Origin of the sequence: Aquimarina spinulae (assembly GCF_943373825.1) — a bacterium.
In the GTDB taxonomy this organism is placed as follows: Bacteria; Bacteroidota; Bacteroidia; order Flavobacteriales; family Flavobacteriaceae; genus Aquimarina; species Aquimarina spinulae.
The window spans coordinates 3,313,592-3,330,347 of record NZ_CALSBP010000002.1 but is presented as its reverse complement, the minus strand read 5'-3'; the positions used below and the strand labels follow the sequence as shown (position 1 = coordinate 3,330,347).

Annotated in this window: 15 protein-coding genes; 4 read left to right on the top strand and 11 right to left on the bottom strand. The window is 31.9% G+C overall.

The window, feature by feature from the left end; genetic code table 11:
• Position 1 precedes the first annotated feature (1 nt).
• From nadB to NNH57_RS19800, 5 genes are all read right to left on the bottom strand, one after another.
• The gene (nadB, locus tag NNH57_RS19820) at positions 2 to 1,600 is read right to left on the bottom strand and encodes an L-aspartate oxidase (RefSeq protein ID WP_108808229.1); all 1,599 of its coding nucleotides are present in this window, start codon (positions 1,598 to 1,600) and stop codon (positions 2 to 4) included.
• Positions 1,601 to 1,607: 7 nt separating this feature from the next.
• Entirely contained in the window at positions 1,608 to 2,552 is a 945-nt protein-coding gene (gene nadA, locus NNH57_RS19815) for a quinolinate synthase NadA (RefSeq protein WP_074409471.1), read from the bottom strand.
• Positions 2,553 to 2,711: 159 nt separating this feature from the next.
• Positions 2,712 to 3,560 (bottom strand): hypothetical protein, encoded by an 849-nt coding sequence (locus NNH57_RS19810; RefSeq protein ID WP_108807980.1) that lies wholly within the window; start codon positions 3,558 to 3,560, stop codon positions 2,712 to 2,714.
• Between the two features lie 24 nt (positions 3,561 to 3,584).
• Positions 3,585 to 5,651, bottom strand: a complete 2,067-nt coding sequence (locus NNH57_RS19805; protein ID WP_132065771.1) for a TonB-copper family protein — start codon at positions 5,649 to 5,651, stop codon at positions 3,585 to 3,587.
• Positions 5,652 to 5,910: 259 nt separating this feature from the next.
• On the bottom strand, positions 5,911 to 6,285 hold the full coding sequence (locus NNH57_RS19800) for a hypothetical protein (protein WP_082994981.1): 375 nt from the start codon (positions 6,283 to 6,285) through the stop codon (positions 5,911 to 5,913).
• Positions 6,286 to 6,386: 101 nt separating this feature from the next.
• Between NNH57_RS19800 and NNH57_RS19795 the strand changes: the two genes are divergently transcribed.
• Positions 6,387 to 6,836, top strand: coding sequence for an RrF2 family transcriptional regulator (locus NNH57_RS19795; protein ID WP_024772234.1), 450 nt, complete (start codon positions 6,387 to 6,389; stop codon positions 6,834 to 6,836).
• 20 nt (positions 6,837 to 6,856) lie between these two features.
• On the opposite strand, the gene NNH57_RS19790 is transcribed toward NNH57_RS19795, so the two are convergent.
• The 5 genes from NNH57_RS19790 to NNH57_RS19770 all read right to left on the bottom strand — a co-directional run bounded on the left by NNH57_RS19790 (position 6,857) and on the right by NNH57_RS19770 (position 13,106).
• Positions 6,857 to 8,650, bottom strand: a complete 1,794-nt coding sequence (locus tag NNH57_RS19790) for a hypothetical protein (protein ID WP_074409468.1) — start codon at positions 8,648 to 8,650, stop codon at positions 6,857 to 6,859.
• 160 nt (positions 8,651 to 8,810) lie between these two features.
• Complete coding sequence (nrdD, locus tag NNH57_RS19785) at positions 8,811 to 10,667, bottom strand: anaerobic ribonucleoside-triphosphate reductase (RefSeq protein WP_074409467.1); 1,857 nt, start codon at positions 10,665 to 10,667, stop codon at positions 8,811 to 8,813.
• A gap of 6 nt (positions 10,668 to 10,673) precedes the next feature.
• The gene (gene nrdG, locus NNH57_RS19780) at positions 10,674 to 11,123 is read right to left on the bottom strand and encodes an anaerobic ribonucleoside-triphosphate reductase activating protein (protein ID WP_108807981.1); all 450 of its coding nucleotides are present in this window, start codon (positions 11,121 to 11,123) and stop codon (positions 10,674 to 10,676) included.
• Between the two features lie 109 nt (positions 11,124 to 11,232).
• Entirely contained in the window at positions 11,233 to 12,000 is a 768-nt protein-coding gene (locus NNH57_RS19775) for a LytR/AlgR family response regulator transcription factor (protein WP_074409465.1), read from the bottom strand.
• Between the two features lie 2 nt (positions 12,001 to 12,002).
• Entirely contained in the window at positions 12,003 to 13,106 is a 1,104-nt protein-coding gene (locus tag NNH57_RS19770) for a sensor histidine kinase (protein WP_108807982.1), read from the bottom strand.
• A 90-nt stretch (positions 13,107 to 13,196) separates the two neighbouring features.
• Here NNH57_RS19770 and NNH57_RS19765 point away from each other — a divergent pair, with 90 nt between their 5' ends.
• Positions 13,197 to 13,646, top strand: a complete 450-nt coding sequence (locus NNH57_RS19765) for a hypothetical protein (protein ID WP_108807983.1) — start codon at positions 13,197 to 13,199, stop codon at positions 13,644 to 13,646.
• A 47-nt stretch (positions 13,647 to 13,693) separates the two neighbouring features.
• Here the strand turns inward: NNH57_RS19765 and NNH57_RS19760 are convergent, their stop codons facing one another.
• Positions 13,694 to 14,794: a DUF2911 domain-containing protein gene (locus NNH57_RS19760; RefSeq protein WP_159099228.1), complete on the bottom strand. Its 1,101-nt coding sequence runs from the start codon at positions 14,792 to 14,794 to the stop codon at positions 13,694 to 13,696.
• A gap of 263 nt (positions 14,795 to 15,057) precedes the next feature.
• Between NNH57_RS19760 and NNH57_RS19755 the strand changes: the two genes are divergently transcribed.
• On the top strand, positions 15,058 to 15,735 hold the full coding sequence (locus NNH57_RS19755) for a hypothetical protein (RefSeq protein ID WP_074409461.1): 678 nt from the start codon (positions 15,058 to 15,060) through the stop codon (positions 15,733 to 15,735).
• Between the two features lie 13 nt (positions 15,736 to 15,748).
• Positions 15,749 to 16,681 carry a TolB family protein gene (locus NNH57_RS19750; RefSeq protein WP_074409460.1) on the top strand — a complete coding sequence of 311 codons (933 nt, stop codon included), beginning with the start codon at positions 15,749 to 15,751 and terminating at the stop codon, positions 16,679 to 16,681.
• Positions 16,682 to 16,756: the final 75 nt, after the last annotated feature.

Sequence of the window (16,756 nt, the reverse complement as noted above, 5' to 3'; positions counted from 1 at the left end):
ATCATACTATTTTAGAGGGGTTCTGTATTTCTGTAATTTCTGGAAAAGCACTATTATCTATATTAAAATACCCTCCCTTATTTTCTTTTCTTTCTAAAGATTGCCCTATAATCAAGTGCGCAATATTAATCATGTTTCGTAATTCACATAATGCTGTATTTACCTTCGAATCTCTATAAAGCTCTTCTACTTCTCTATACACTAAATCTAAATGTTCTTTAGCTTTCATCAAACGGTAGTTACTACGTACAATACCTACATAATCTCTCATTAAAGCTTGTAGTTGCCTGGTATTATGTTTTATAATAATATGTTCTTTATTAACATGGGTTCCCTGATCATTCCAATCAGGAATAGCTAGTGAATCAGATTGCATAGGATTAAAACAAAGGTATTGATAGCTGTTATGCGCATACACTAAAGCTTCTAACAAAGAGTTTGAAGCCAGTCTATTTGCACCATGTAAACCTGTTCTCGAACATTCTCCGCAGGCAAATAAATTTTGAATAGATGTCATTCCATTTTTATCAACTTCAATACCACCACATAAATAATGAGATGCAGGAACCACTGGAATCCAATCTTTTTCTATGTTAATATGATTGGCTATGCATTTTTTATAAATTGTAGGGAAATGTTTTTTAAAACCCTCTACCTCAAGATGAGTACAGTCTAAATACACACAGGAATCTCCGGATTTTTTAAGTTCACTATCTATGCTTTTTGAGACAATATCCCGGGAAGCAAGTTCTCCTCTTTCATCATAATCTAACATAAATCTATGTCCATTCTTATTTCGTAGATATGCGCCAAAACCTCTTACTGCTTCAGAAATTAGGAAAGATTGCCCATCTTTCTCCTCGTATAATGCCGTTGGATGAAACTGAACAAATTCCATATCTTTAATTCTCGCCTTTGCTCTGTATGCCATTGCAATACCATCGCCTGTTGCTATAACCGGATTAGTAGTATGCCCATATATTTTGCCAATGCCTCCTGTTGCTAATAATGTTACTGTAGCTTTTATCGTTTTTATTTCTCCTGTTTTTTGATTCAGAACATAGGCTCCATAGCAAGAAATATTTTCGTGCCCTTGTATTTGTAATTGATGTTCTGTGATCAGATCGATCGCAAAATGATGACTTAATATACTAACGTTAGGCAATTGATGAATACGAGTTAGTAATGCTGTTTCTATTTCGCGACCTGTAATATCTTTATGATGAACAATCCGGTATTCTGAATGCCCTCCTTCTTTACCTAGATCTAAGTTCCCGTTATAATCTAAATCAAAATTAGCTCCCCATTTAATTAAATCATTAAGTCTTTTGGGACCTTCTTTAACGACCATTTTAACAATTTCCGGATCGCACAAACCGTCACCTGCAACCAAAGTATCTTGTATATGTTTTTGAAAAGAGTCTTCTTCGGTATCTAATACAACAGCTACACCTCCCTGAGCATATTTTGTATTAGATTCGTCATCATCTGCCTTTGTGACTATACAAACTTTTTTATTCTTAAATTTTTCTGCTATTTTAACTGCAAAAGTTAATCCAGCTGCACCTGATCCAATTACTAAATAATCTACCGATATCATCATCCTTTTATTTGGAAAGTTCTAACATTCGAACAATTGGAGTTAATGCTTTTTGCCTTACATTTTCGGCTACATTTATTTCGGGGGTTTCATTAAGTAGGCAATCATATAATTTCTGAAGTGTGTTTACCTTCATATAACTACACTCACTACAAGCACACGTATTATCTTCTTCGGCAGGAGCAGGAATCAAGATTGTATCTGGTACTTCCTTTTTCATTTCATGTAAAATACCTGCCTCTGTAGCTACTATAAATTTCTCTTTTGGATGTTCTTTTACATAGTTTATCATTCCGGCAGTAGAACCTATATACTTTGCGGTTTTCAAAATATGCTCTTCAGATTCTGGATGAGCTATAATTACCGACCCCGGATTGTCTTGATACAAATCCAATAATTTATCAATACAGAATGCTTCGTGTACTATACAACTACCGTCCCAAAGCAACATATCTCTACTGGTTTGTTTTATGATGTATTTACCCAGATTCTTATCTGGGGCAAAAATAATAGGGGTATCCTTTGGTATCGATTCTACAATTTTAAGTGCATTAGAAGAGGTACAAACCAAATCGCTCATTGCTTTAATTTCTGCCGAACAATTGATATAGGTAATCACAATATGATCAGGGTGTGATGCTACAAAAGAACCAAATGCATCTGGGGGGCATGAATCAGCCAAAGAGCACCCGGCAGTTAAATCTGGTAAAACCACTTTTTTTGTTGGATTAAGAATTTTTGCAGTTTCTGCCATAAAGTGCACACCTGCAAAAACAATAATATCTGCATCAATTTCTGCTGCTTTTTGAGATAATCCCAAACTATCTCCAACATAATCAGCAACTTCCTGTATTTCTGGTCGTTGGTAATAATGCGCAAGGATTACAGCATTTTTATCTTTCTTTACTTTTCTTATTTTTTCTTTTAACTCCACTTTTACTATAGTATTCATTACATCGCGAAAAATAGAGGTCTTTGAATATGAATACTATGACAAAAGTCATAATTAAAGACAAAAAAGTCTTTTTTGTGTTATTTCATCTTACAGCTCATTTATACATCATAAAAAAGGCCTCTCTTTCGAGTGGCCTTTCATCAAAAAAAGAGAGGTTTAAAACTCAATTTCAAAAAATAAACTGCTTTCAAGGTTATCCGTAGTAACGTCTTCTCCTTTTAGTACTTCTTGAGATTCGTTTAATAATTTCAAGTTAATTTTCCAATACCCTGTCATGGTTAGTGATAATTTTCCATTGTACATTTTTGATGTGCCATCATAGCTCAAATCTTCATTATTTGGCGAGCTATGATTACCCATACTAGGCATTCGAGGATCTACCGTAATTTTATAGTTTTCTACTACAGGAAAAGTCATCATATTTTCCATTTTAAAAAGCATCGCACTAAAATCATTTACTGCAACTTTTGGATCTACCGGCCCGGTCATAGTCAAAATATAGCGGGTACCATCACTACCCATGAATGTATTTACTTTTTGTTTACCATCTGCCGGTGATATTACATCTATGGTTTTCTTTGTCGTGAATTCTTCTCCATTAATTTTATAGGTAATGGTAAGATCCCAGTATTCATCTGCATTGCCTGGCATTTGAAAAACCAAGAACCCTTTAGAAACCGTCTTGTCTTCGGTAACAGTCAAGGTAGATTTTGGGCAAGAGTGCTCCATTTGTGTCATATGCATCATAGGCATCCAAGAAATTTCGGATTGAGAGACATAGTTTTTTGTTGCCATATCTTTAATACGTATATACACCTCATTATATCCAATACTAAAATCGTTCTTCTTAGAATACAATTCTATAGAATGATTGTTAGCATCAAAAGAAGTTACCAGGTTAAATCCTTCCATAGGATTTACTATCATTTCGTCATCATCAGAACTACATGAGACAAAAATGGTTGAAAGTATGATTACTGTAAAAATTAATTTTATGGTTTTCATTTGTTTATTTTTAATTATGTTTTTTTAATTGATTTTGTATGAAAATGTGATGAAGAAATTACGCCCCATTCGAGGAACATTTTTCCAATCTGTATACGTTGAATAGTATTCATCAAAAATATTTTCTACACCTGCCTTGGCATATACCACATCGTTATTTAGGTAAAAGGTTTTTCCCAGAGTTAGAGAAAAAATGATATAGGCCGATGTTTTATCTTCGCCAAATTCAGGATTAAAATTTGTTTGATCTCCAGCACCTTTCATGGTCACTTCTCCTGAAAAACTCCTTTTATTATACTGAATCCCGGATCGATACGATATAGGACTTATAAAAGGTAAATTACGATTGGTATCATCTTTCCCCTGATGGTAGGATACCGAAGCAGACCAGGTAAGTTCTGGGATGATTTTGTATTCTGTACTCAAAGACACATTAATCAAATCAGCATACTCTAGATTTTCATATATTTTTACTCCATCAGCACCAATTGTCATAGTACTAAGCGATTCATTTACCTCACCAATAATGTAATTAGGCATTCGAAAAATATTTCCTTCCAGAGCAATTTTTAATTTGGATTTTTCTAACGAAATTTTAGCATTAGCCTCTATAGATTGTTCATTTTTTAAGTTAGGGTCACCAATATAATCGTGATTATCAAAACTGTTAAAAAGATAAAATCCATATCCTTCTGATACTGATGGTGCTCGTTCTCCATAAGACAGTCCAGCATTGATATGAATAGGCTCTAAATGTTTATGATATTGCAGCGAAGCACTTTTAAGAAAACGTGTTTTGGATTCTTCCATCTCTGGATAAAAGATTCTGAGACTGTTAAGTCCAAAATCATCAGCTACATTATTGTTTTGCACAGCTAATCTCGCAGATAGCTTCAAAGAACTTTTTTTAAAACTGATCTTATCTTCAGCATATAAACCTGTATTCCAAGTTCGTACATCAGGCCAAGTAAGCATAAACATAGGGTTCTCATTGGGATTATTGGGGTACATTGTCATTTCTGCAAGAGATTTATTGTAAAATCCGTCCCATTTCATCAAAAAGTGCTGTTTTTTGGTTTTCAAATTCACTTCAGAGAAAAACCCATATGTATCACTCCATCCCGGCATATCCATTCGAATAGGTACATCTGGTCTTTGAGAATCATCCATCACATGAGTAACTTTATTAAAGTACACTTTCGACTTCCAATCGCTAAATACACCTATAGTATTTTGTTCGAAACCTATAGATGCAATAATTGCACGTGCCAAAGAAACATCCATGGGTAATGCAGGATAACCTACATCTCGTGCTTCATCATAAATAGCAGTTGCTGTAAGTGCCTTGTTTTTATCAATCTTATATCCTCCGTTTACAGAAACATTATACTTTGTATATTGAGAAAAATTGATTTCTTCTCCATTTCCTGCGGTATAGTTTTCCGCTTTGCGATAAATGATATCTCCATCTACATAAAAATCAGAATTTGAATAATTGGCTTCTGCCCCCAGAACCACTAATTGGTTATTGGTTTCGAATCCATCTTCTAAACTTGCTTTGAATCCTGTTTCTCTAAAATTGCTTTTATCTAATTCCAGATCTATTGCGCCTCCTATACAGTTTCCGTATTCTGACCCTTGTTGTCCCGATGCAACATGGGCTTTAGCAAGGTTGGAGACATCTACATAAGAGGTAATAGGGTCCATTTTATCTGTACACGCACCAAAGATTCGCATCCCATCAATAGTAACAGAAAGTCTTTCTGATGTCATATTATTTAGCGCAGGTTCCCAAGCATAGGCTCCTCGTTTTATCATACCCACTTTTTGTGAAAGCTCCAGGTATTCATCTAACGACGATAATGGTTTGGGTTGTTTTTGATAATCCAATTCTTTTCTGGCAGATATCAAAATCACTTCTTCCAGATTGATCGGCATAATAGTATCTGGCTCTTTGTTTAGGATTTCTTCCTGGGCATTAACCCAACAGGGGGTAATTTGAAAAAGCAGGATATACCATAGCATATTTACCCTTTTAAACGGTGCCCTCAAAACCCTATACAAAGAGGTCACACCAATACTAGTTTTCATTAGAATATATTTTATAAATAATTCAACATATAAATAAGTTTATGCACATGTATTTGAGGTATATCATACCTTCAAAACAAATACACTGATAGAACTCATTTAAGCTTTTATTTTTTGCTGCAAATTTTTCTTATTTACCCTAATTTTGACTTTTTTTCGTAACGTAGCTATGTCTATGCTTCTCTAAAAAGGATTCATTATGGCAAAAAATCTTAAATTTTCGCTTAAAAACAAAAAGTTCAAATAAGTTCATATTGAATTATCCAAACTCTGGAGGTGGAGAAATATCTGTAATAAGTAATTTGGAAATTATTTCTTGTGTAGTTTTATAATTGTTCTCAACTGTGTTTTCTGGTTCATTTTTTAAATCAAAATCAAGTAATAGTTGAAAAAAAACAATATGTTGAATCTCATTCTTAGATTTTTTGTCTTTGAATGGATTATTCTCTGAGTCGGATTCTTTGGCTAATTGTTTTTTTAAATAGCATTTACCATCACACTTTAATCTAGGTCTGTCTTTATTTATACAGAGGTTTTTTACGATGTAATCATAATTCATGATATACTCTCCTACAGGCCAAAGAGGCTTGATAAGCATCAGGAGAGCAACGAATAGAATTACCGTACTTTTCATGTGGCAAATATAGTCCCTATTACAGTAAGAAAAATATGATAAAAGTCACAAAAAAGACAAAACGATCTTTTTTATTATATTTGATCTAAAAAAAAGCTATTATGCTATCTAACGCTTGTAAATATGCTATAAGGGCAATACTTTATCTAGCCATACATTCTGATGAAACTCATAAAATAGGAGTAAAAAAAATTGCTGAAGAATTAGAGACACCTCAACCTTTTTTAGCCAAATTATTAAGGCAATTAACCTCTAATAAGCTGGTTTCCTCTACTAAAGGTCCTGGGGGTGGTTTTTTTCTGGATAAAAAAAATAAAGAGAAATCAGTTTGGGATGTTATCTGTTGCATCGATGGTACTCATAAATTTGATAAATGTTTTTTAGGGCTATCAAAATGCAGCGATAAAAATCCATGTCCTGTACATTCTACTGTATCTCCATTTAAGAAAAAAATATTAAATGAATTTAGAGATAAAACGATTTCTAAACTTGTTGAAGAAATTGAAGTAGAAGGAACCGTAATTTCTTTAAAAGGATTTGACCTGAAATAACAGTTTTATTTGAATTTTATTTACAAATCATCAATTTCTGAGTTTATTTGGTTTAAAGTCGTTTTGCTATTATCCAAATCATTTAAAATTTGAGATTTAGAATTTTCAAAAGCTATTTTTATATTTCCGAAAATATTTTCATAATAAGAAACTCCTTCTTTTAGATTTTTGACAAATACCGACAAATATTTTTTCTGTTTATCATTTATAGAATGCTTCGTTTCTTCAAGCTTATCCTTTAAAAAATCAATATAAATATTAAGTTCTTTTATGAACATGTTAGGTCGATCTGCTCGCACAACCTCATCAGATTCTCCATAAATATGACTTGTTATTTCTTTTAAACTCATAACCTTAGAGAAATAAGCCATATTTGGCCCAGGACATATCGAAACTCCTTCTCCCTCAACTTTGGTATCTAAATTATATTTCAGTAATGCAGAAGTTCCCAAGCCAACACAAGTACATGATTTTTCTGTGATTTGATCAAATTCTCTTTGATAATCTTCCTGAGAAAGACCTTTTTTATCCAGCTCTTTGATTTTTATATGCTGATATTGTCGTGATGCTGTACATATCCCTTTTTCTGTAAATTCTTTATTTAGAGCAACAAATTTTTTAGGACATGAGCTACCAGGCCTGTTTTTTTCTACTAAAGTTAGCTTTTCCTGATCTTTTGTATTTCCTTTTAGGCTATTAAATGGTATTCCCAAAGGAGAGATATCACTTAGATATAAATCATCTTCTTTGGCTTTTACTAATTTATCTAATGTACTATTATCGACTGTTGTTGCTTCTGGCACTAAAAGAAACGGGGTTCCCCAACCTACTGAATCTACCTTGTAATGTTCTAATAAAAACTGATGTTCTTCTGCTGTACCCACCCCACCCTGGGCAGTGATTTTAACAGGTAGAGGAGATTGCGGAACATGTCGGTTTTTACGAGATAATACTTCTGCTATAATTTTATGTATTTCAGAGATCAATTCTTCTTTCTGATCTCTAAACTGAGCTAATATTGGCCCCATAAGATATCCATCTGTTGCAAATGCATGACCTCCGCAATTAAGTCCGGATTCAATTCTATATTCTGAAACCCATAATCCTTTTTTGGCTAAAAATTTTCCTTGTATCAGAGCGGATCTATAATCACTTACTTTTAAAACTATCTTCTTTTTAATTTCTCCGTTCTGGTTTGGGTAAAAATCCTCAAACTCTTCCATATAACTATATAGCCTGGGGTTCATCCCAGCAGAAAGTATTACGGATGAAGATAATTCGCTATTAGCATATCCTCTAAGTGCTGCATGAGCATCATTATATTTAGAAGATAGTTTCTCTTTTTTTTGATAATTTTCTTTATCTACTTTGGTCATGATATTTACATCAATACTGCCCATCGATAAATTGGCTTCTATTAAATCCTTGATTCCTTTAAAATTGAAATCATTAGATGCTAGCCCTTTAAATCGTTGTTTTAGTATTGAAGTATCTGGTAAAATATTGAAATATTGCTTCAATTCATTACTACACTCTGTTGTAATATTTTTAAGTTGATTAAACTTTCTTTCTGCAAGATCATTCATCAAATTAAGATAAGAAGTAATTCTCTTAGCTCTAAAATCTTCTATACTTTCTGTGATTTCATTATATGGCATTTCGAACGTATCACAATACATCTTTCTTAGTTTTTCTAGAAGAATATCATCTACCAATGAAATCACAGAATCTATTCCCAGGTGAGAAACTTTTAATGGAGTATCAATGGTAAAGCCTATTCCCATTACAGGAATGTGAAATGAATGTAGTTTCATTATAACGAATTAAGTTTTGTATTGGTTAATTCATATGTATTGGAACTATAGCATCATGCTACCAATAATAGTATTAAACCTAATACATATATCTGTCAAAAATCACGAATGGAATCAGAACTAAATATGACAATTATCATGTTTTAATAACTTCTATGTTTTAAGCATGTCGATCAATTTCATATTCTGGTTGTTTTTCTGTCAAAACTTCAATTCTTTTATTTACTAAATTAGGTTTCGCATGTTGCGTATGATAATGTCTTAATTGATGTTCACTCTGTCGATCAGAACTAAAATTAGATACTCGTTTTAAATATCCTATTACCCGAGTGGCATGATCTACATTGTGAGAACCACAGTCATTGCATACAAATAAAGTGCGCTTATCTATATGTGAGCATTCATTGCATATTGTAATTCTTATATTAAAACAGAAATAGTTACATCCTGCAGCTGCTGTTGCATGAATTAGTTTTATAAATCCGTCTTTGTTAGGAGTCTCTTCGAGGTTAAGATGAAGTGCAGAACCACCATCCAAATATTGTATAATCTCTTTACCGTGTAACATTATTTTATCCAGAGAATTTACTTTATTATCTTCGACTGCATAGAAATATGAGTTATAGCAATCTCTGGGCACAAATAATCCATCTTCCTTATCCCATTTTGCATTTTTTATCCCCAGATTTTCTGCAGGAACAAATTCTGTGTTAAACATGAATCCATATTTTTCTTTTGCTGCTCTATTTTCTTGATAAATTGCTTTTAAATAGGTGTTCACAAAATTCTTATATGTAGTGTTATTGCTTGCTTCGATTCCCTGGCTCTCGGCAGCTTCTACCATACCATTAATCCCTACTGTTAAAAATTGTTTGTCTAATGCTATAAAGCCTGCTTGATAAACAGGTAATAATCCTGCTTCATTATATTCGTCTATAAGTTTTCTGTAGGCAACCTGATATTTATGAATCTTTTGTACTTCTTCTACAATATCAGCCTTTTTTTGAATCAACCGATTCATATTAAGAGTGATTACATTTATAGACCCTGTCGCTACTCCTCCAGCACCTAAAGAATAACTAAACGTATTATCACTAATTTCATTTCGTAAACGACAACAAGATGCTAAGCTATCTGCATTTTCGGATTGGTAAATAAAAAAAGAATTTCCTTCACTTAATTCTTGTGCACACATTTCGGTAAATTCTCTATCGACGGGAGCATCATTTTTTACTAGCATTGCGGCAGTAACTACAGGAAAAGTAAGTACAGCTCTTTTTCGTTCCTTATTAAACCATTTCATGAAGAATTCTTGTAATTTTTTTACGCTTTCCCATTTTGGTTTGGTCATATCGGGAAATACAAAATCTCCAAACATACTATTAAAATAGGCTTCATCGTATAGAGAAATATTCCAGAATACGGATTGATAACCCCTTGCGGCAGCGGGTTGATTAACCGCATAAACTACATGTTGTAAATGATTTGCAATACGTTTTTCATGGGTCTGTAAATAATCTTCTCCAAGATCTTTAACGGCAAAATAATCAAAATACATCAAGAACTCTACGGTAGCTAATGCTCCGGCAAACTGCGAACTTACTGCAAAGACAAGATTAACAAACTCACCACAATAACTCTCAAGATGTTTTGGAGCCTTACTTTCGCCCCCTAATTTTGTGAGTCCGTCTAATAAAAATGGGTACATACTTATAGAGACACAATATGGTTTTAATGAAGTCTCATCGTGTACATATATTTCATGTGATTCTATCTGCCTGGTGTATTCTTCGGCCAGATCATTGCCAAACAGAGCAGCTATTTTTTGTTTTACCAATGCTCTGTTTACTTGTATATTAATGTCTTTATTTAACTCTGCCTCCATCGTTGCAATGTTTTTTGAAGTCACATTGGCATTAGCATCTACTTTGGAACCGTCTGCCGCATTTGTAGAATCTAAATAATGGGTTATAAAATCAATTTTATTTGCTATTTGATCATCTGAAAGTCGTATCATGAGTTTTTAATTTTTAATAAATAAGTAATTAAGTCGCTTATTGGTTTTTACTTCTATAAATTCTTGATTGGTGGTTTCGCTATTTAGTCCTCCTAGAGATTGATTCCATCTTCCTGTTTTAATCCAGGTTAATTGAGTTAAAATCTTATCATCTACTTCTTCTAATCCTGTATAAAGACAGGTTTCATATCCTTTGGTTTTAGCATATTTCAGATAATTTATCAATTCCTTTTTGTGCCATTCTCCTCCCATAAAAACAACACAGGTGGCAAATCCAGAATACCGGTCGAGTATACCTTCATATTTTTTTTTGGTTAATTTTTCTCCACTCCCCTTTTTCCATAAAAAAGGCGAATGACATCCTTTACATCTTAACGGACATCCAGAAATACTAAAACATATACTTATTTCCCCTGGTACTTCCTGAAGGACTATATGAAAATCATAAAAATTCATTATTACACTATTAAAAGACCTTTTTATCTTTTATAAAAATAAGAATAGAAACTCCTCCTTTTAAATTAATAAAAATGAGTTATTAAAAATGTTATTAACAGAGAAAAAATTATGTTTCTAAAGTCGATAAGTAATCAGAAATTGAAGACTTGTATGATCTTGAAGAAATAAGTTCTTTATTGTTTTTTAGTCTTAATTGATATTCATTATTACTAGTATATCTACAAGACTTTATATATACTTTATTTACTATTAAAGAGCGATGAATTCTTAAAAACTGAAATGTATCCAGGTTATCAAACAAAGCATTCATCGTTATTCTGTACAGATACGTTTTATCTTGTGTAATAATTTGCACATAATTACCATCACTTTTAAAATAGATGATATCATCTATACTAATACCTACATCTCTGCCTTTTTCATTGATTATAATCTCATTTAAAAAATCAGAAGGTTTAGACTCATAATTACTGATTAGTTTTTTAATCTTATCTTCTAAGTTTGATGCTTTTTTTCTTTTTTTAAGCTCAAAAACTCGGTCTAAAGTAATATGCAGTCGTTCTTCATCAAACGGTTTTAAAAGGTAATCAACGGCATTTATCTCGAAAGCCTTTAATGCATAAGTATCATATGCTGTAGTAAATATCACATAAGGCTTATGTTGCAATCGAGAAATAACATTGAACCCATTCATATCTGGCATTTGTATATCTAAAAAGATTAAATCGGGTTCTTTTAATGTAATTTTTTCTATCGCTTCATTTCCATTTCTACACTCTCCAACCAGTAAAATATCTTTAAAATTTTCTAGCAACTTAATTAAACGCTGCCTGGCTAGATATTCATCATCTATAATCATGTATCGTAGTCTCATAACTATGTAATAATTGGTACTGTGATCCTTGCCACATATAATTCTTTAGTTTGAAAATATGACGTAAACACAAAACGATTTTGATAAAATTGCTGCAATCTTTTTCTAATATTCACTAATCCTACTCCCGTGCCTATTGGCTTCTCTATAGTACTTTTAGAATTATATGTATTTGTAATTTGCAAAACCAAAGCATTTTCTTGTAACGTTTTACAACGTTCTTGTTTAATTGTAATGATTATTTCTCCATCATCAATAGTTGGTATTATCCCATATTTTACAGCATTTTCTACTAAAGGTTGAAAAATCATATTCGGAATTTTTATATCCAGAACATCATCGGGGATATCATAATCTATGGTTACTCTGTCTTGATAACGAACTTGTTCTAAATCTAAATAATTTTTAATAAAGTTTAATTCATCGGCAACCGTTACCATTTGTTCTGCATCATACTCTAATACATTACGTAATAAACCACCTAGTTTACTTAACATTTTCTGTGCATTTTTAGTATCAATATCTATCATCGCAGCTATAGAATGTAAGGTATTAAACAAAAAATGTGGTTGCAATTGCATTCGTAATGCATTTAACTGTGCTGCAATTAATTCTTTTTGATTTCGTATATATTTTTTTTGATAATCCAAAGCTAAAAAAGAAGCAATAATCACAAGTAATTCTATAAAACTTGAGAAACTTCCTACAACAAGTACTGTTATACTATTACGGCCAAAAAAAGATTTCATATAACCATTATTAAGGTAATTTATAAAATCATCTATTCGTGAACTCAAAATTTGATGAAAAACAGCTAATACAATACAACCCGTTGTAAACATTAAAATCTTATATAGAATAGTTGTACTAGTATCTTGTAGTATGTTTACCAGAGAATATACAAGCGGAATCAAAACTACCCAAAGCAAGTAAGTGATACTTATTTTTAAAGAAATTAATATCCAACTAAACGGATAATTGAATTGATTAATCAAATGATTTGTATACGCTTTTAAAATAAAAAACAGGCTTACGGCCAATGCGGCTAAAACTATTTTTTTTATAGATATAGGAAGGTTTTTATGATTTAAAAAACGAAACGTCAAAATTAAAAATTATACATTTGTTATTAGAAATTCCTTTTAAAAGTAGTTATATATTATTATAAAAATTTGTTTAATAGAAATTACCGCTTTATGAAATTAAAAGTTTTCTTTTTTTTATGTTCTTTCTTAATACTATTTCATAGCTGCAAGAATGAAAAAAATGCTTCAGTAAATTCTAATTCAAAAAATATTAGTGAATTAACCTATATAGAAATTTACCATTTATTATACGACAATAATAATGGTGGTTTTGATGCTCATGGTGATTTGTATGGTCAAGAAGCAATTTCTTTTTTAAAAATTGAAAAGGAAGCAAATAAATGTGGAGATGCTATATATCTATTAAATACTGCTGACCAAACTATTGATTTAGCTGTAAAAGCGACATTTAATTTCCCTGGTAATCCCACAAATGAAATGGTAAGGGCTTATACTATAAAGCCAGCAGATAAGATCTCGATTGGATATTCTAAATTATGCTATGCTAATAAAGAATATGATATCAAAAAAGACATTATTTCTGCCGGCTACTCTAAATAGCCCTGTTATCAATCAACCTCTAACGAATCAGGTTCTTTAGTATTTAATTATTTTCCTTGTAATTCTTTAATAAATTGATCATTACTATCTTTTACAAATTTTGGAGGATTTAATGTGTTTGATTTTTTAAACATTTTAAGTGCTTCTTTATTTTGGCCTTTAGTTTTATATGCCTCACCTAAACTGTTATATACATTTGCATCTTTAGGGTTTCGTTTTACATTTAATTCAAAATAAGATATGGCTTTATCCAACTGCTTATTGGTCATAAGTAAATACCCTAGTCCATTTAATTGATTATTATTTGCTATGTCTGCAGCTTCATCCAAAAGAGGCATTGCTTCATTTATTTTTCCTTGTTGAAATAGGATATTAGCTTTTAAGCTTAAGTTTTGAAACATTTTCTGCACTCCAATAGATTCATTTATCCATTGTAATGCCAATTCTGGCTCATGATTTACTCTTGTAAGGTATTGAGCTCCCTGAAACTTACCTTTCCACCCAAAACCAAATTGTCCTCTCAATTCATCTTTTAGATTGTCGGTTACCAATACTGGTGTATCCGCACTAACATTAAAGGGGATTTGTTTATGTTCCCAACTTAGAGAAAATTCGGCTTGTTTGGTATCTAATTTGGTTGCACTATAATTTAGTACATCATGAAATGCATTGTCCCTTATTACTACATCTACTCGTAAAACATCTTCATTCGGAGTATACCAAAAACTCCCCCATGAACTCGTGTTTTTAGAAAAGATCACTGTAGCATTTTTCTCATCCTTAATGATCATATGCAAACCATACGTTCCTGTTTTTAAATCTTTACCTTCTACTTTAACATCCGTGCTAAAAGTAATAGTAGTGTTCTCATCAGCTCCCGCTCTCCATGGGATTTCTCCTTTACCAGCAAAATTTATTTTTTGCAATCCAAAAGGTACTAGTTGACCCCAAACTTTACCCGTTCTGTCTCCTCTTGCTACTTTTACTTTTGGTGCTCCATACTCAATAGTAACTTTTGTTATACCAAAAGTTTGACTAAACTCGGCTCTTGGACTTCGCTTAGGAGTAGTTACCACAGCCTGCGCGTAACTATGAGTTGTCAATAGTAAAACAGTGACAAACCATAGATTAATTTTTAATGTTTTCATGTTGATAGATTTACCGTTTAACATTTTAAATATGATTTTATAATTTATTTATGGATGTAAAATTATTACAGAAGTATACCCTTAGAAAGAAGATTGTGACAGACCGTTAACTTTGTGACAACTTGCATTATACAGCATAAAAAAATGATCTAAATTAACCAACCGTCACATCATCAACCGTCTGTCACAAATTGGTTTTTTTAAAAGTACATCTTCTATAATTTTGTTGTGATGTAAGATTTAGACACCCTTAAAAACATAAAATGAAAGCATTTTTAATATTCATAGTAGCACTTTTTGTAAATACAAGTTTTTTATCTGCACAGACCAAGGGATTTAAAAGATATAAAGCATTTAACAGTATTACATTCGAATATACAGTGTTACTTCCCAAAGGTTATGATAGTAACAAAGCATATAATACAGCGGTAGCATTTGCCGCTGTTGATGCTAAAAAAGATCAAGCGATTTGGTCGGTGAATAACCTATGGGTAAATCACAAAAATTATGATTTTATACTTATTGTACCAAAAGTTCCTATTGGCCAACCAGATTGGATAAGTCATCCAATTCATCATGGTTTCAACGACTTTTTAAAATTCGTAAAGAAAAACTATAAAGTAAAACATCAAAAGATTCATTTTATTGGATATAAAGATGGTTGTATTCCTGCGCAAACATATATCACTGCCTTAGAATCTCCCCCAGCCTCTCTTACTCTATTATCTAGTAATTATTGGAAGCATTATAATAACAAAGAGTACGATCTATTGACTAAACTAAAAATCCCGATACGATTGTTTTACACTAAAAAAGATAAAAATGCACTGCAGATAAAACAAAATATAGTTAAGAAATTAAAGAGTTTGAATATAGATGTACAGTATAAAATAATTGATACCTATATTGAAGAGTTAGATAACTTGTTAACTAAAGAATAGAGAATTAAAATCAATGAATTTACTTAAAACAACCGTTCTTTTCTGTTTAATAGCGATTGGAGGATATTCGCAATCCAAAATTCTTTTTGCCAGAAAACTAAACAATGATAGAGGGTGGTCTATATTAAGTATAGATCCAAACGATTCTAGTGAAAAAGTAGTTATTCCTTATTCATCTGGGATGGGAGAATATAACCCCGATATTTCACCAGATGGAAAAACAATTCTTTTTAACACCTATCGTTATGGTGGTTGGAAATTGGCCATCCATGATCTCACTATTACCTCTACAAAAAAAATCAGTCATTCGGCAAACTACTACACCAATGGTGTATTTTCTCCAAAAGGAGATATGATTGTTTATGAAAAAAACGTAGGAAGAGACACTCATATTTTTATAGCCGATAAAAACGGAAAAAACGAAACAATACTTACCAACAATATGGGAAAAGAAAATAGAATTCCTGTGTGGTCGGTAAATGGTGAGTGTATAATTTTCTATAGTGATAAAAATGGATCGAACGATATCTACAGTATTACTTTAAAAAGTAAAAAAGTTACAAATTTGACTAACAATACTTCTGGAAATGATTTTGCGCCTTCGGTATCTCCCGACGGGAAGTATATTGCTTTTTTTTCGGATAGAAATGGGTATTTAGACCTTTACAGAATGGATACTACTGGTGCAAATCAAATTAATCTAACCAATACACTACAAAGTAAATACAATAGTTATAACTATTATAAGGATCGTAATATGTATTGGAGATTTAAATCATCCTGGTCTCCCGACAGTTCAACTATAGTTTTCACTAATATAACAAACGATAATTTCGATTTATTTACTATCAAAATTGGCGGGAATGACTTAAAACAAATTACAAATTCTTCAAGCTCTGAGTATACTCCTGTTTGGGCGATATTACATTCAGGAATTCGGCAATAAAAAAACCTGGAAAAATCCCAGGTTTTTTTATTGTTGATCACCTACATTTGCTATTTCTGCAAATTGAGAAACCAT

What these genes read in the sequence shown, in the direction of transcription:
- nadB (WP_108808229.1), bottom strand. Translation starts at nt 1,600, where the DNA reads ATGATATCGGTAGATTATTTAGTAATTGGATCAGGTGCAGCTGGATTA.
- nadA (WP_074409471.1), bottom strand. Translation starts at nt 2,552, where the DNA reads ATGAATACTATAGTAAAAGTGGAGTTAAAAGAAAAAATAAGAAAAGTA.
- NNH57_RS19810 (WP_108807980.1), bottom strand. Translation starts at nt 3,560, where the DNA reads ATGAAAACCATAAAATTAATTTTTACAGTAATCATACTTTCAACCATT.
- NNH57_RS19805 (WP_132065771.1), bottom strand. Translation starts at nt 5,651, where the DNA reads ATGAAAACTAGTATTGGTGTGACCTCTTTGTATAGGGTTTTGAGGGCA.
- NNH57_RS19800 (WP_082994981.1), bottom strand. Translation starts at nt 6,285, where the DNA reads ATGAAAAGTACGGTAATTCTATTCGTTGCTCTCCTGATGCTTATCAAG.
- NNH57_RS19795 (WP_024772234.1), top strand. Translation starts at nt 6,387, where the DNA reads ATGCTATCTAACGCTTGTAAATATGCTATAAGGGCAATACTTTATCTA.
- NNH57_RS19790 (WP_074409468.1), bottom strand. Translation starts at nt 8,650, where the DNA reads ATGAAACTACATTCATTTCACATTCCTGTAATGGGAATAGGCTTTACC.
- nrdD (WP_074409467.1), bottom strand. Translation starts at nt 10,667, where the DNA reads ATGATACGACTTTCAGATGATCAAATAGCAAATAAAATTGATTTTATA.
- nrdG (WP_108807981.1), bottom strand. Translation starts at nt 11,123, where the DNA reads ATGAATTTTTATGATTTTCATATAGTCCTTCAGGAAGTACCAGGGGAA.
- NNH57_RS19775 (WP_074409465.1), bottom strand. Translation starts at nt 12,000, where the DNA reads ATGAGACTACGATACATGATTATAGATGATGAATATCTAGCCAGGCAG.
- NNH57_RS19765 (WP_108807983.1), top strand. Translation starts at nt 13,197, where the DNA reads ATGAAATTAAAAGTTTTCTTTTTTTTATGTTCTTTCTTAATACTATTT.
- NNH57_RS19760 (WP_159099228.1), bottom strand. Translation starts at nt 14,794, where the DNA reads ATGAAAACATTAAAAATTAATCTATGGTTTGTCACTGTTTTACTATTG.
- NNH57_RS19755 (WP_074409461.1), top strand. Translation starts at nt 15,058, where the DNA reads ATGAAAGCATTTTTAATATTCATAGTAGCACTTTTTGTAAATACAAGT.
- NNH57_RS19750 (WP_074409460.1), top strand. Translation starts at nt 15,749, where the DNA reads ATGAATTTACTTAAAACAACCGTTCTTTTCTGTTTAATAGCGATTGGA.